The organism is Streptomyces sp. NPDC057950 (assembly GCF_042887295.1).
In the GTDB taxonomy this organism is placed as follows: domain Bacteria; phylum Actinomycetota; class Actinomycetes; order Streptomycetales; family Streptomycetaceae; genus Streptomyces; species Streptomyces kaempferi.
The window spans coordinates 141,704-155,815 of record NZ_JBHVPP010000001.1; the positions used below are offsets into that span (position 1 = coordinate 141,704).

Annotated in this window: 14 protein-coding genes; 7 read left to right on the forward strand and 7 right to left on the reverse strand. The window is 71.1% G+C overall.

The window, feature by feature from the left end; all coding sequences use genetic code 11:
* Positions 1-418: 418 nt before the first annotated feature.
* The 3 genes from ureG to ACFVTC_RS00690 all read left to right on the forward strand — a co-directional run bounded on the left by ureG (position 419) and on the right by ACFVTC_RS00690 (position 3,586).
* Positions 419-1,102: an urease accessory protein UreG gene (gene ureG / locus ACFVTC_RS00680; RefSeq protein ID WP_390122489.1), complete on the forward strand. Its 684-nt coding sequence runs from the start codon at positions 419-421 to the stop codon at positions 1,100-1,102.
* Positions 1,099-1,857, forward strand: coding sequence for an urease accessory protein UreD (locus tag ACFVTC_RS00685; RefSeq protein WP_390123716.1), 759 nt, complete (start codon positions 1,099-1,101; stop codon positions 1,855-1,857). The genes ureG and ACFVTC_RS00685 overlap by 4 nt, the downstream gene beginning before the upstream one ends.
* A gap of 130 nt (positions 1,858-1,987) precedes the next feature.
* Positions 1,988-3,586 carry an alpha/beta hydrolase gene (locus tag ACFVTC_RS00690; protein ID WP_390122491.1) on the forward strand — a complete coding sequence of 533 codons (1,599 nt, stop codon included), beginning with the start codon at positions 1,988-1,990 and terminating at the stop codon, positions 3,584-3,586.
* A gap of 98 nt (positions 3,587-3,684) precedes the next feature.
* Here the strand turns inward: ACFVTC_RS00690 and ACFVTC_RS00695 are convergent, their stop codons facing one another.
* From ACFVTC_RS00695 to ACFVTC_RS00710, 4 genes are all read right to left on the reverse strand, one after another.
* Positions 3,685-4,410 (reverse strand): lysophospholipid acyltransferase family protein, encoded by a 726-nt coding sequence (locus ACFVTC_RS00695; RefSeq protein WP_390122493.1) that lies wholly within the window; start codon positions 4,408-4,410, stop codon positions 3,685-3,687.
* 112 nt (positions 4,411-4,522) lie between these two features.
* Positions 4,523-5,749 carry an ornithine--oxo-acid transaminase gene (rocD, locus tag ACFVTC_RS00700; RefSeq protein WP_390122496.1) on the reverse strand — a complete coding sequence of 409 codons (1,227 nt, stop codon included), beginning with the start codon at positions 5,747-5,749 and terminating at the stop codon, positions 4,523-4,525.
* Positions 5,746-6,567 carry a dimethylargininase gene (gene ddaH, locus ACFVTC_RS00705; RefSeq protein ID WP_390122498.1) on the reverse strand — a complete coding sequence of 274 codons (822 nt, stop codon included), beginning with the start codon at positions 6,565-6,567 and terminating at the stop codon, positions 5,746-5,748. The genes rocD and ddaH overlap by 4 nt, the downstream gene beginning before the upstream one ends.
* 122 nt (positions 6,568-6,689) lie before the next feature.
* Positions 6,690-7,202 carry an Lrp/AsnC family transcriptional regulator gene (locus tag ACFVTC_RS00710; protein ID WP_390122500.1) on the reverse strand — a complete coding sequence of 171 codons (513 nt, stop codon included), beginning with the start codon at positions 7,200-7,202 and terminating at the stop codon, positions 6,690-6,692.
* Between the two features lie 77 nt (positions 7,203-7,279).
* Between ACFVTC_RS00710 and ACFVTC_RS00715 the strand changes: the two genes are divergently transcribed.
* The 4 genes from ACFVTC_RS00715 (at position 7,280) to ACFVTC_RS00730 (ending at position 11,456) form a co-directional block, all read left to right on the forward strand.
* Positions 7,280-8,035 (forward strand): LytR/AlgR family response regulator transcription factor, encoded by a 756-nt coding sequence (locus ACFVTC_RS00715; RefSeq protein ID WP_390122502.1) that lies wholly within the window; start codon positions 7,280-7,282, stop codon positions 8,033-8,035.
* Positions 8,036-8,046: 11 nt separating this feature from the next.
* Positions 8,047-8,406: a hypothetical protein gene (locus ACFVTC_RS00720; RefSeq protein ID WP_390122504.1), complete on the forward strand. Its 360-nt coding sequence runs from the start codon at positions 8,047-8,049 to the stop codon at positions 8,404-8,406.
* A gap of 96 nt (positions 8,407-8,502) precedes the next feature.
* A complete protein-coding gene (locus tag ACFVTC_RS00725; RefSeq protein ID WP_390122506.1) occupies positions 8,503-10,245 on the forward strand; it encodes a cation acetate symporter in 1,743 nt (580 codons plus the stop codon).
* Positions 10,242-11,456, forward strand: a complete 1,215-nt coding sequence (locus tag ACFVTC_RS00730; RefSeq protein WP_390122508.1) for a sensor histidine kinase — start codon at positions 10,242-10,244, stop codon at positions 11,454-11,456. Before ACFVTC_RS00725 ends, ACFVTC_RS00730 begins: the two co-directional genes overlap by 4 nt.
* Positions 11,457-11,468: 12 nt before the next feature.
* Here the strand turns inward: ACFVTC_RS00730 and ACFVTC_RS00735 are convergent, their stop codons facing one another.
* The 3 genes from ACFVTC_RS00735 to ACFVTC_RS00745 form a co-directional block, all read right to left on the reverse strand.
* The gene (locus tag ACFVTC_RS00735; protein ID WP_153291893.1) at positions 11,469-11,627 is read right to left on the reverse strand and encodes a hypothetical protein; all 159 of its coding nucleotides are present in this window, start codon (positions 11,625-11,627) and stop codon (positions 11,469-11,471) included.
* A 109-nt stretch (positions 11,628-11,736) separates the two neighbouring features.
* Positions 11,737-12,690 carry a cytochrome c oxidase assembly protein gene (locus ACFVTC_RS00740; RefSeq protein ID WP_390122510.1) on the reverse strand — a complete coding sequence of 318 codons (954 nt, stop codon included), beginning with the start codon at positions 12,688-12,690 and terminating at the stop codon, positions 11,737-11,739.
* Positions 12,691-12,856: 166 nt separating this feature from the next.
* Entirely contained in the window at positions 12,857-13,882 is a 1,026-nt protein-coding gene (locus tag ACFVTC_RS00745) for a 6-phosphofructokinase (RefSeq protein WP_390122512.1), read from the reverse strand.
* Positions 13,883-14,112 lie beyond the last annotated feature (230 nt).

Consider the following 14,112-nt stretch of genomic DNA (forward strand, 5'->3'; position numbering starts at 1 on the left):
CGCCCGCCGCCGCCCCCGCGCCCGCCGGGGCCGCCGCGGCGCCGCCGCGGGCGGGGGGGGGGGCCGTTGGTGGCCCTGCCCCCGGGGGCTCCGCCCCCGGACCCCCGTTCGCCCTGAGGGCTCGTCCTCAGACGCCGGACGGGCTGGATGCGCGGGCCGGAGCCGGAAGGCCGGGAGCAGGAGACGGCCCGAGGGGTCCGGAAGGTTCGAAGGTGCCGGTTGATCCGAAGGCGCCGGAAGGTTCGAAAACGCCGGGAATGTCGAGGGTGCCGGATGGTCCGAGGGTGCCGGGAATGTCGAAGGCGCCGGATGGTCCGAGGGCGCCTTGAAATGTCGAAGGCGCCGGGTGGTCCTAGGGTGCCGGAAATGTCGTAATCGTCGGAGAATCCGGCCTCGGCCGGGGAACGGAGCCGCACTCATGCATCTCGACCCTCTTCACACTCACGGCGGGACGTCCGCCGTGAGTGCCGACGCGCGGCGTCCCGACGGCTCGCGCCGGGCCCTGCGGATCGGGCTCGGCGGGCCCGTGGGATCCGGTAAGACCGCGACCGTCGCCGCACTCTGCCGGTCCCTGCGCGACGAGTTGTCGCTCGCGGTCGTGACGAACGACATCTACACGCGTGAGGACGCCGAGTTCCTGCTGCGGGAGGCGGTGCTGCCGCCCGAGCGGATCACCGCCGTCGAGACGGGGGCCTGCCCGCACACCGCGATCCGGGACGACATCTCGGCGAACCTCGAAGCGGTGGAGGACCTGGAGGACGAGGCCGGGCCGCTGGACCTGATCCTGGTCGAGTCCGGGGGCGACAACCTCACGGCGACCTTCTCCAAGGGGCTGGTCGACGCGCAGATCTTCGTGATCGACGTGGCGGGCGGGGACGACATCCCGCGCAAGGGCGGCCCGGGGGTCACCACCGCCGATCTGCTCGTCGTCAACAAGACCGACCTCGCGCCCTACGTGGGATCCGACCTGGCGCGGATGGCGGCCGACGCCAAGGCCCAACGAGCCGAACTTCCGGTCGTCTTCCAGTCCTTGAGGAGCGAGGGCGGCGTCGCGGCCGTCGCGGACTGGGTGCGGGAGCGGCTCGCCGCGTGGACGGCGTGACGACAGCCGGTGTGCGGGCCACCGCACGGATCGGGGCACGCGCGGACGGCCGGGGAGGCACCTCGCTGCCGGTGCTGGACGGCGAGGGCCCGATCGCGCCGCGCCGCACCCGGGCACACGGCGACGAGGCGCGGGTGATGCTGGTCGGCGCGATGAGCGGCCCGCTCGGCAACGACCGTCTCGCCGTGGAGGCGACCGTCGCGGAAGGGGCGCGACTGCACGTCGGTTCGGTCGCCGCGACCATCGCCCTGCCGGGGCAGGCCAAGGGCGAGGCCCGCTACGACGTACGGCTGCGCGTCGCCACCGGCGGTGAACTGCACTGGCTTCCGGAGCAGTTGATCTCCGCGAGCGGGAGTGATCTTCACGTCACCTCGGGAATCGGGCTGGAGCCCGGCGCGCGGCTGGTGTTCCGTGAGGAGCAGGTGCTCGGTCGCGTCGGTGAGCAACCGGGGCGGCTCACCAGCCGGCTCACCCTGCGCCTCGGCGGACGGACGCTGCTGGACCAGGAGTTGTCGTGCGGCCCCGGCGCGCCCGGCGGCTGGGACGGGCCCGCCGTCCTCGGGGGACACCGTGCTCTCGGACAACTTCTCATCGTGCGACCGGAGTTCGAGAAGGACATGCCGCGAGCACGCCTGCTGGGGGAGTGCGCGGCCGTCAATCCCCTGGCCGGACCGGCCGTTCTGGTGAGCGCGCTGGCACCTGACGCGCTGCGGCTGCGGCGGGTCCTGGACGAGGCGTTGAGGTCCTTCGGCTGACTATCCGCTCAACGGAGCGCTGTACACCGCTTATCGGATTAGTAAAGAAGCCCTGTCCCCCCTGTTCTCAGGGACCTCACAGCCGAAAGGATCCCCGTACCAATCGCAACGATGTACGGGGAGGTCCCACTTGAGGGCTTTGAGACCGACGAGACGAGTGACAGCGCTCGGCTCGGCCGGAGCGCTCGTCACGGCGACCCTGATAGCCGGAGCCATGGCGGCGCCGTCGGCCACCGCCGCCTCGCGCCACGGCCAGGACCGCGAGGCCCGTGGTGCGGCGATCGCCGCCGCACGGGCCGAGAAGGCCGGCATCAACTGGCAGGACTGCCCGGCGGACTGGGGCTTCGTGAAGCCCATCCAGTGCGGCTGGGTCAGCGTGCCGCTGGACTACGCGCACCCGAACGGCAAGCAGATCAAGCTCGCCGTCGACCGCATCGGGAACACCGGGACGAAGGCGGAGCGCCAGGGCGCCCTCGTCTACAACCCGGGCGGTCCGGGCGGCTCCGGCATGCGCTTCCCCACTCGTGTCACCGGCAAGAACCCGATCTGGGCGAACACCGCGAAGGCCTACGACTTCGTGGGCTTCGACCCGCGCGGTGTCGGCCACTCGGCGCCCATCTCCTGCATCGACCCGCAGGAGTTCGTGAAGGCGCCCAAGGCCGACCCGGTCCCGGACTCCCAGGCCGACAAGCGCGCCCAGCGCAAGCTCGCCGCCGAGTACGCGGACGGCTGCGCCGAGCGCAGCGGCAGGGCCGTGCTGGCGCAGATGACCACGCCGAACACCGCGCGCGACCTGGACGTCATCCGCGCCGGACTCGGTGAGAAGAAGCTCAACTACCTGGGCGTCTCGTACGGCACCTACCTCGGCGCCGTCTACGGCACGCTCTTCCCGGGACACGTCCGCCGCATGCTCGTGGACAGCGTCGTCAACCCGTCGCGGGAGAACATCTGGTACCAGGCCAACCTGGAGCAGGACGTCGCCTTCGAGGGCCGCTGGAAGGACTGGGAGGACTGGGTCGCCAAGAACGACGCGGCCTTCCACCTCGGCGACACCCGCGCGAAGGTGCAGAACCAGTGGCTGAAGCTGCGCGCCGCCGCGAAGAAGAGCCCGCTGGGCGGGGTCGTCGGACCCGCCGAGCTGATCTCCTTCTTCCAGAGCGCCCCGTACTACGACTCCTCGTGGGTGCCGGTCGCGACGGTGTTCAGCAAGTACGTCGCCGGTGACACCCAGGCGATGGTGGACGCCGCCGCTCCGGACCTGTCCGACACCGCGGGCAACATCAGCTCGGAGAACGGCAACGCCGTCTACACCGCCGTCGAGTGCACCGACGCCAAGTGGCCCACCAGCTGGAACAAGTGGGACAGGGACAACACGCGGCTCAACAAGGACTACCCGTTCATGACGTGGGCCAACGCGTGGCTGAACCTGCCGTGCGCCACCTGGCCGGTCAAGCAGCAGACGCCGGTCGAGGTCAGGACCGGCAAGGGGCTGCCGTCCGTCCTGATCGTGCAGTCCACGCGTGACGCCGCCACCCCGTACCCGGGCGCGGTCGAACTGCACAAGCGCTTCAAGGGCTCCCGCCTCATCACCGAGCAGGGCGCGGGCTCGCACGGTGTGACCGGCCTGGTCAACCCGTGCATCAACACGCGGGTGGACACCTACCTGCTCACCGGCAGGACGGACGCGGCCGATGTGACGTGCACGCCGCACGCCACGCCGGCGCCGTAACACACCGCACACGAAGGGGCGGCCGGTCCTCCGGCCGCCCCTTTCGCGTCGGTGTCGCTGCCGCACCGCACCGCACCGCGACCCGTCCCACCGGACGGTCAGCTCAAGGGCATCCGCGGGAACCTGCGCGCTTTCTCCGCGCTCTCGGCGGCCGCCTCGGCCTTGACGTCGGCCGCGTACCGGTCGACGTACTCCTGCCCGGAGAGGGTGAGGATGGCGTACATGATCTCGTCGGTGACGGCCCGCAGGATGGCCTTCTCGTTCTCCATACCGGCGTAGCGGGAGAACTCGAGGGGCTCGCCGAAGCGGATCACCACGGGGTGGAGGTTCGGGATCTTCTGGCCCGGCGGCTGCGCCTCGAAGGTGCCGATCATCGCGCAGGGGACGACCGGCACCCGGGCCTTCAGGGCCATGGCCGCGACGCCGACCTTGCCCTTGTAGAGGCGCCCGTCGTGCGAGCGGGTGCCCTCCGGGTAGATGCCGAGCAGCTCGCCCTGGCGCAGCACACCGAGCCCCTCGCGGATCGCGGCCTGTCCCGCCTCCTTGCCGGAGCGGTCCACCGGGATCTGCCCCGCGCTGCGGAAGAACGCGGCCGTCAGCCGGCCCTTGATACCCGGCCCGGTGAAGTACTCCGCCTTCGCGAGGAAGGTGATCCGCCGCTTGAGGATCGCGGGCATCAGGAAGTGGTCGGAGAAGGACAGGTGATTGCCCGCCACGATGGCGCCCCCCGACGACGGTATGTGCTCAAGGCCCTCGATCCGAGGCCGGAACGCCAGCCTCAACAGCGGACCCAGAAGCACATGTTTGAGCACGTAATAAAACACCTGAGGCGCTCCTCTGTTCCTCCGGGTCCTCCCCGGGGAGCGATCAGTTTAGGCGTGCCCGTCGCCGGGGGTAACCGTTCGGGGGTCACTCTCTGTGGCCTCGTGGCCGGTATCAGACCCCTTGCGTCAGAACCTTCTCGAGGGCCGCGAGAGCTGACCGGAGTTCGTCGGCGGTGATGGTCAGCGGCGGGGCCAGCCGGATGGTCGAACCGTGGGTGTCCTTGACCAGGATCCCCTCGCGCATGAGGCCCTCGCTGATCTCGCGGCCGGTCCCGATGGACGGGTCGATGTCGACGCCCGCCCACAGCCCGCGCGAGCGGAAGCCCAGCACTCCTCGGCCCACGAGCGCCTCGAGGCCGCCTCGCAGGACCACACCCGACTCGGCCGCCCGGCGCTGGAACTCCCCCGTCTCCAGGAGCTCGACGACCGCCGAGCCGACCGCCGCGGCGAGCGGGTTGCCGCCGAACGTGGAGCCGTGCTCGCCGGGCCGCAGTACGTCGAGAACGTCGCGGCGCGCCACCACCGCCGAGACCGGCACGATGCCGCCGCCCAGCGCCTTGCCGAGCAGCAGCATGTCCGGGACGACGCCCTCGTGGTCGACCGCGAGGGTGGTGCCCGTCCGCCCCAGACCCGACTGGATCTCGTCCGCGACGAACAGGCAGTTCGCCCGGCTGGTCAGCTCGCGCACACCGGCCAGATAGCCGTCGTCGGGGATGACGACGCCCGCCTCGCCCTGGATGGGCTCGAGCAGCACGGCCGCGGTCGTCTCGTCGACGGCCGCTTCGAGCGCCGCGAGATCGTTGTACGGAACGATCCGGAAGCCCGGGGTGAAGGGGCCGAAGCCGCTGCGGGCCGTCTCGTCCGTGGAGAAGCTGACGATCGTCGTCGTACGGCCGTGGAAGTTGTCCGCGGCCACGACGATCGTGGCCTGGTCCGGGGCGACGCCCTTCACCTCGTACGCCCACTTGCGGGCCACCTTGACGGCGCTCTCCACCGCCTCGGCGCCGGTGTTCATCGGCAGGACGGTGTCCAGACCCGTCAGCGTGGCCAGGGACGCGGCGAAGTGGGCCAGCTGGTCGTTGTGGAAGGCGCGGGAGGTCAGGGTGAGCCGGTCGAGCTGGCGGTGCGCCGCCTCGATCAGCACGGGGTTGCGGTGGCCGAAGTTGAGGGCCGAGTAGCCCGCCAGCATGTCGAGGTAGCGGCGGCCCTCGACGTCCTCGACCCAGGTGCCCTCGGCGCGGGCGACGACGACGGGGAGCGGGTGGTAGTTGTGCGCGAGGACGGGGCCCTCCGCGCGGATCAGGTCGGCGGACGTGCGTGTACGGGCGGGAGCGGTCATGAGCGGATCTCCTGGGTGCAGCACTTGATGCCGCCGCCGGCCTTGTGGAACTCGGAGAGGTCGACGGGGACGGGGACGTAACCGTGCCGGGCGAGTTGGCCGGCGAGGGCCTCGGCACGCGGCGAGATGAAGACGTGACGGCCGTCGGAGACGGAGTTCAGACCGAAGGTCATCGCGTCCTCGCGGGTCGCGATGACCGCGTTCGGGAAGAGCCGTGCCAGCACCTCGCGGCTGCCGGGCGAGAACGCCTGCGGGTAGTAGGCGATGTTCGCCCCCGGCCCCTCCTCCAGGACGAACAGGGCCGTGTCCAGATGGTAGAAGCGCGCGTCCACCAGCTGGAGGCTGATCACCGGGACACCGAAGAACTCCTGGACCTCCCGGTGCGCCTCCGGGGTCGTACGGAAGCCGGTGCCCGCCAGGAGGTAGCGGCCCACCGGGACGAGGTCGCCCTCGCCCTCGCACACGGACTCGGGACGGTAGACGTCGAAGCCGGCCGCCTTGAACCAGGTCTCGTAGGCGCTGGACTCAGGACGGCGCTGGGGCGCGTGGAAGAGCGAACCGAAGACACGGCCCGCGAGGACGAGCGCGGAGTTCGCCGCGAACACCATGTCGGGGAGATCCGCCACGGGCTCCACGATGTCCACGGTGTGCCCATGGGCACGATAGGCGCTGATCAGCGCCTTCCACTGGCCATGGGCCAGATCGACGTCCACCTGGGTGTCGGGGTGCATCCAGGGGTTGATCGCGTACTGCACGGCGAAGTGTCTGGGTTCGCAGACGAGAAAGCGCCGGGGGCGCGGCACACGGCTGTCAGGCACAGAGAGGTTCCTCCGCTTCCTGCGGTGTTGACGGGGGTGCCTCAAAGGTAGGAAACGGGGGATACGGGCGACAAGCGACGAGAGCTGCGCGTGTGCGCAGCATCGCTGCGCAATCGCGGTGGTCAGCGCACGTTCGATGCGTCCTGGGTCTCCTGCGGGGCGGCATGGGTCGCGCCCGCCTCAGGAGCCTCCGGCAGCAGATGGGACAGCACCATGTAGCTGATCGTCTTCCGGATGAACGGCTCGGTACGGATCCGCTCCAGGACCTCCTCGAAGTGGTCCACATCGGTGGCACGCACATGCAGCAGCGCGTCCGCGCCCCCGGTCACGGTCATGGCGGCGGTGATCTCCGGATGGTTGCGGACCACCTCCGCGAGCCGCCGGGGCGGCGCCGCGCCCTCGCAGTACACCTCGACGTACGCCTCCGTGCGCCAGCCGAGCGCCGTCGGCTTCACCGTGGCCGTGAACCCGGTGATCACGCCGGTCTCCCGGAGCCGGTCCACCCGCCGCTTGACGGCGGTCGCCGACAGCCCGATCGCCGCGCCGATCTCGGCGAAGCTCGTCCGGGCATTGGCCATCAGGGCTGTGATGATCTTGCGGTCGAGTTCGTCGAACATCCCGGACTTGCTGTTCATGGCGGCACTGTATCCAGCGAGAACGTCCATGCCCCGCACATGTCCAGACGTACGAATCGCTCTTACACTCCACTTCCATGCTGCGCGTGCTCGCCGTCGACGACGAACAACCGTCCCTGGAGGAGCTTCTCTATCTCCTCAACGCAGATCCCCGGGTCGCCGCCGCCGAGGGCGCGAGCGACGCGACCGAGGCGCTGCGCCGGATCAACCGGGCCCTCGCCTCGGGACCCGACGGGCCCGAGGCGATCGACGTCGTCTTCCTCGACATCCACATGCCCGGACTCGACGGACTCGACCTGGCCCGGCTGCTCACCGGATTCGCCCACCCGCCGCTCGTCGTCTTCGTCACGGCGCACGAGGGATTCGCCGTCCAGGCCTTCGACCTCAAGGCCGTCGACTACGTACTGAAGCCGGTGCGCAGGGAGCGCCTCGCCGAGGCCGTCCGCCGGGCGGACCAACTCCGGCGCACCGCACCGCTGATCCCGGTGCACGAACCCGACCCGGACCACATCTCGGTCGAACTCGGCGGCGTGACCCGCTTCGTGGCCGTGGAGGACATCACCCACGTCGAGGCGCACGGCGACTACGCGCGCCTGCACACCGCGCAGGGCAGCCATCTGGTCCGCATACCGCTGTCCACCCTGGAGGAACGCTGGCGGACCCGCGGCTTCGTCCGCATCCACCGGCGCCACCTGGTCGCCCTGCGCCACATAGGCGAACTCCGCCTCGACGCGGGTACGGTGAGCGTTCTCGTGGACTCCGTCGAACTCCAGGTCAGCCGTCGGCACACGCGCGAACTGCGTGACCTGCTGATGCGCCGGACCACCGGCTGAGGGGGGACGGCGTGCCGCAGGACCCGACCGACCGTCGCGTGGTCGTCACCGGAGCGCCCCGGCGCACCCGAAGGACGTCCGGCTACTACCGGCCCAGGACCGAGATCGACGAGCAGACCACGCTCGGCCACACCTACGTGCGCTCGCTGATGCGCAGTCAACTACGAGCGGCCTTGGTGGTGTTCGCCGTCCTGGTCCTCCTCGTCGGACCGCTGCCCCTGGTCTTCGCGGCGATCCCGGACGGCGCGGGCCTGGAATGGGCCGTGCTCGGATTCTGCGTCTACCCGCCCCTGGTCCTGCTGGCCCGCTGGTACGTGCGCCGCGCGGAGCGCAACGAGAGGGACTTCGTGCGTCTGGTCGAGGACCGTTGACCGGCCGTCGACGACCGGCGAGGGGCGACGCGTGAGGGGATTCGCGGGACGCGGGAGAGCGGTTCCCGGCGGCCGTGGCGCGGGAGGCCCCGTCCGGTGAACCAGAACTACGCCGTCCCCGCCGTCGCCCTCGTCGTCGTCGCGACCGTCCTGGTCGGGGCGTTCGGCCTGCGCATATCCCGGACCACCTCCGACTTCTACGTCGCCTCCCGCACCGTGGGCCCCCGGCTGAACGCGGCCGCGATCAGCGGGGAATACCTCTCCGCGGCCTCCTTCCTCGGCATCGCGGGCCTGGTCCTCGTCCAGGGCCCCGACATGCTCTGGTACCCCGTGGGATACACGGCGGGCTACCTGGTACTCCTCCTGTTCGTCGCCGCCCCGCTGCGCCGCTCCGGCGCCTACACGCTGCCCGACTTCGCCGAGGCGCGACTCGGCTCGCAGGCGGTCCGACGGCTCGCCGGTGCCTTCGTCGTCGGCGTGGGCTGGCTCTACCTGCTGCCCCAGCTCCAGGGCGCGGGACTCACGCTGGCGGTACTGACCGACGCGCCCGACTGGTTCGGCGGCGTGCTCGTAGCCGTCGTCGTGGTCGCCACGGTCGCCGCCGGCGGCATGCGCAGCATCACCTTCGTCCAGGCCTTCCAGTACTGGCTGAAGCTCACCGCCCTGCTGGTCCCGGCGATCTTCCTGGTCCTCGCCTGGCAGAGTGACGGCGCTCCACGCGACGCCTTCGACGAACCGGCGACCTTCCGCGCGCAGCGGGTCGTCCGCGTCGACGACACCCTCGACCTGAGACTGCCGGACCCGCTCGCCGTCACGGCGACGGGAACCGTGGACGGCCACCGCTACCAGGGCGAGCGGGTCCGGCTCCCGGCCGGCGTCCACCGCATCGCGCGCGGCACCCGGCTGACCTTCGAGAAGGGGGACCCGGTACCGGCCGCCGACCGCGCCCGCGACGGCGGCATGTCGACCTCGCTCGCGGCCGGCCGCGAGGAACGCCCCCTCTACGCCACCTACGGACTGATCCTCGCCACCTTCCTCGGCACCATGGGACTCCCGCACGTGGTCGTCCGCTTCTACACCAGCCCGCACGGAGTCGCCGCCCGCCGCACCACCGTCGCCGTCCTCGGCCTGATCGGCGCCTTCTACCTCCTGCCGCCCGTGTACGGGGCGCTGGGCCGGCTGTACGCCCCCGAACTCAGTCTCACCGGGAACGCGGACGCCGCCGTCCTGCTGCTCCCGGACCGGGTGATCGGCGGACTCGGCGCGGACCTCCTGGGCGCGCTGGTGGCGGGCGGCGCCTTCGCGGCGTTCCTGTCCACCGCGTCCGGACTGACCATGGCTGTGGCCGGGGTCCTCACCCAGGACGTGCTGCCCTCACGCGGCGTGCGCCACTTCAGGCTCGGCACGGTGCTCGCCATGGCGGTGCCGCTCGCCGCCAGCGTGATCGTGGGCGGACTTCCCGTCGCCGACGCCGTGGGACTCGCCTTCGCCGTGTCCGCCTCCTCCTTCTGCCCGCTGCTGGTCCTCGGCATCTGGTGGCGGCGCCTGACACCGCCCGGCGCGGCCGCGGGCATGCTGACCGGCGGCGGCGCGGCCTTCGTGGCGGTCGCTGCGACCATGGCGGGCTACCCGCGCTCCGGCGCGCTGCACGCACTGCTCGCCTGGCCCGCGCTCTGGTCGGTGCCCCTCGGCTTCCTCACCATGATCCTGGTGTCGCTGGCGACGCCGGGCCGGGTACCGCAGGGCACGGCGGCGATCCTGGCCCGGTTTCACCTCCCCGAGGAACTGTCCGACGGCCAGGTGCGCGCGGCCGCGCACAGCAGGGGGGCCGAGGCGTGAGCGGATTCCTGGCCGGGCTGTGCGTGGCCGTGCTCCCGCTGCTCGCCGCCGGGTTCTGGCTCGGCAGGCGGACCGCGCGGCCCGAGAACCTCGGCGGGCTCGGCACCGCCGTCGAGCACGCCACCTTCGAGACCCTGCACACCGCCTCGCTCGCCGCACCCCCGCTGCGCGCGGGCCTCACCGGCGAGACCGCCCGCAGGTCCGCGCGCCGGCTGCGCACCCTGCTCGGCACCGACGCGCTCTGCCTCACCGACCAGGACACCGTCCTGGCCTGGGAAGGCGTCGGGGAGCACCACCGCACCGAGATCATGGACCGGCTCGGCGGCCCGCTGGAGAACGGCCGCGGTGAGGCCTTCCGGCTGCGGTGCGACGAGCCGGACTGCGTCCTGCGGTGGGCCGTGGTCGCACCGCTCACCGTCGACGACCGGGTGCACGGCGCGCTCGTGGCCTGCGCGCCCCGCGAGTCCGCCGTGCTCGTCCGGGCCGCGGGCGAGGTCGCCCGCTGGGTCTCCGTGCAGCTGGAACTCGCCGACCTCGACCGGTCCCGTACCCGCCTGATCGAGGCCGAGATCAAGGCCCTGCGCGCCCAGATCTCCCCGCACTTCATCTTCAACTCGCTCGCGGTGATCGCCTCGTTCGTCCGCACCGACCCCGAGCGCGCCCGCGAACTGCTCCTGGAGTTCGCCGACTTCACCCGCTACTCGTTCCGCAGGCACGGCGACTTCACCACCCTCGCCGACGAACTGCACGCCATCGACCACTACCTGGCACTCGTGCGGGCCCGCTTCGGGGACCGGCTCTCGGTCACCCTGCAGATCGCGCCCGAGGTGCTGCCGGTCGCGCTGCCCTTCCTCTGCCTCCAGCCCCTGGTGGAGAACGCCGTCAAACACGGTCTGGAGGGCAAGGCGGACAAGTCGAACAAGAGCCACATCAGCATCACCGCGCAGGACGCGGGCGCCGAGGCGCTGGTCGTCATCGAGGACAACGGCACCGGAATGGAGCCCGAACGGCTGCGCCGCATCCTCACCGGCGAGGTCAGCCCCTCGGACGGTATCGGGCTGTCCAACGTCGACGACCGACTGCGCCAGGTCTACGGGGACGACTACGGCCTCGTCATCGAGACCGCCGTCGGGGCCGGTATGAAGATCACCGCGCGGCTGCCCAAGTACCAGCCGGGCGTGCACTCGGCGGGCCGGCGTCCCCGGCAGTGAGCGCGGCGCCCGTCACGCCCCGCGGGCGGCGACCATCGCGATGGTGATCAGGCCGAGCACCACCCAGCCGAACCACAGCCAGCCGTTGCTGCCGAGCGCGACCGTATAGGCCGTCACGACAACCAGCCCACCGACGGTGAGCACCCCCATGGTCTTCGTCGAACCGGGCATCGCGGCACACCCCTCTCCCGGCGGGTCCGCTGCGCGGGCCGTGGCCTGCGGCCATTTTCACCCGGCGGGAGAAGGTTCGCCAGGGCTGGTTCAGCCGTCGAGAGGTGATTCAGTTGCTGCGGGCGTTGAGCGACGCCAGATAGGCGTTGTACGCCTCGAGTTCCTTGTCGCCGTCGCGGTCCGCCGCCCGGTCCGTGCGGCGGGCCTGCCGCTGCTCGGAGCCGTACCACTGGAAGAGCAGCGCGAGCAGCACCAGGACGGAGGGGATCTCGCTGAAGGCCCAGGCGATGCCGCCCGCCGCGTTCTGGTCGGTGAGCGCGTCGATGGCGAGCGAGGCGGGCGGGTTCTTGTACGTGTCGACCATCGGCGTGGACGCCATCATCAGCGCGATACCGAAGAACGCGTGGAACGGCATGCCGGCGAACAGCTCCAGCATCCGCATCAGGTAGCCCGGCCGGTGCGGTCCGGGGTCCACACCCATGATCGGCCAGAAGAAGACCAGGCCGACGGCGAGGAAGTGGCACATCATCACGGTGTGCCCCGTCCTCGACCCCATCAGGAAGTCGAAGATGGGGGAGAAGTACAGGGCGTAGAGGCTCGCGATGAACAGCGGGATCGTGAACGCGGGGTGCGTGATGATCCGCATGTAACGGCTGTGCAGGAACATCAGCAGCAGTTCACGCGGCCCCTTGGTGCCCCGCGTGGCAGCCACCGGGAGGGCCCGCAGCGCGAGCGTGATCGGTGCCCCGAGCAGGATCAGGATGGGCGTCAGCATGCTGATCACCATGTGCTGCACCATGTGCACGCTGAACATGACCATGCCGTAGTCGTTCAGCCTCGTGCACATCATCAGCAGCACGGTCAGCACACCGACGACGAAGGAGACGGTCCGTCCCGCCGACCACTTGTCGCCGCGGCGGACGAGGCGCACGACCCCCCAGCCGTACAGCCCGAGCCCCACCAGACAGGCCACGAGGAAGAAGGGGTCCGGGGACCATCCGAGCCCCCTGCCCAGCGTGAACGGCGGCAGATCCATGGTCATGCCGTGCCCGCTGTGTTCCATCCGCCGGCTCCTGATTAGTACGGGTTGTGCTGTCTGTCCGCACCAGAGTAGAACCGGCCCCGGTCACCGTTCCGGCCGGGGTGGGCATCCGTGCCCCGGCGGGGGGCACGGGCAACCCGCGGACAAGGCACCGCGAACCCCGCGGCCGGACGGCCGCCTCAGGGCCTCAGAGCACGCACTCCGCTTCGGCGTACCGCTCCTCGGGCACCGTCTTCAGCGTCTCCACCGCCTCCGCGAGGGACACCATCACGATGTCGGTCCCGCGCAGCGCGGTCATCATGCCGAACTCACCCCGGTGCGCCGCCTCCACGGCGTGCCAGCCGAACCGCGTCGCGAGCACACGGTCGTACGCGGTCGGCGTGCCGCCGCGCTGGACGTGTCCGAGGATCACCGGACGGGCCTCCTTGCCGAGGCGCTCCTCCAGTTCGAGGGAGAGCTGGCGGGCGATGCCGGCGAACCGCTCGTGCCCGTAGACGTCCTTCACGCCCTCGTCGAACGCCATCGTGCCCGCGCGCGGCTTGGCGCCCTCGGCGGCCACGACGATGGCGAACCGCTTGCCCGCCTCGAAGCGCTCGCCCACCTTGGCCGCCAGCTCCTCGATGTCGAACGGGCGCTCCGGTACGACGATGGCGTGGGCGCCGGCCGCCATGCCGGAGTGCAGCGCGATCCAGCCGGTGTGGCGGCCCATGACCTCCACGATCAGCACCCGCTGGTGGGACTCGGCGGTGGTCTTCAGCCGGTCCAGGGCCTCGGTCGCGACGCCGACGGCCGTGTCGAAGCCGAAGGTCACGTCCGTGACGGCGATGTCGTTGTCGATGGTCTTCGGCACGCCGACGATCGGCAGGCCGCCGTCCGAGAGCAGCCGGGCGGCCTTGAGGGTGCCCTCGCCGCCGATCGGGATGATCGCGTCGAGGCCGAGCTCCTCGACATGCCCCTTGGCCCGCTCCACGCCGTCACGCAGATGCGCGGGCTGGACCCGGGAGGAGCCGAGCATCGTGCCGCCGCGGGCCAGGATGCCACTCACCGCGTCGAGGTCGAGCTTCAGGTAGTCGCACTCCAGAAGCCCCTTCCAGCCGTCCCGGAAGCCGATGACCTCGTCGCCGTGGTCGACGACGGCGCGGTGCACGACGGACCGGATGACGGCGTTCAGGCCGGGGCAGTCGCCGCCGGACGTGAGGACACCAATGCGCATAGCCCGAAATACCTTCTCAACGTGGGCCGGGGACCGGACCACGTTGTCCGGCTGGAATCCCGATCACCCTACCGGCGGGACGGGGTCGTGCCGTAGCGGGCGTCCGCCTGGTGGACTCGGCCGCACAAGTGAGCGGACCAGCTGTCAGGCGGGCTCTTGCGCACACCGTGCCGTAAACACCTTGGGCGCGCTTGAGGTTTCCCTCAAGCGCGCCCTGTGGACGTCATGCC

Coding starts and splice junctions, on each gene's coding strand:
- ureG (WP_390122489.1), top strand. CDS start 419: ATGCATCTCGACCCTCTTCACACTCACGGCGGGACGTCCGCCGTGAGT.
- rocD (WP_390122496.1), bottom strand. CDS start 5,749: ATGACCGCTCCCGCCCGTACACGCACGTCCGCCGACCTGATCCGCGCG.
- ACFVTC_RS00710 (WP_390122500.1), bottom strand. CDS start 7,202: ATGAACAGCAAGTCCGGGATGTTCGACGAACTCGACCGCAAGATCATC.
- ACFVTC_RS00715 (WP_390122502.1), top strand. CDS start 7,280: ATGCTGCGCGTGCTCGCCGTCGACGACGAACAACCGTCCCTGGAGGAG.
- ACFVTC_RS00735 (WP_153291893.1), bottom strand. CDS start 11,627: ATGCCCGGTTCGACGAAGACCATGGGGGTGCTCACCGTCGGTGGGCTG.
- ACFVTC_RS00740 (WP_390122510.1), bottom strand. CDS start 12,690: ATGGAACACAGCGGGCACGGCATGACCATGGATCTGCCGCCGTTCACG.
- ACFVTC_RS00745 (WP_390122512.1), bottom strand. CDS start 13,882: ATGCGCATTGGTGTCCTCACGTCCGGCGGCGACTGCCCCGGCCTGAAC.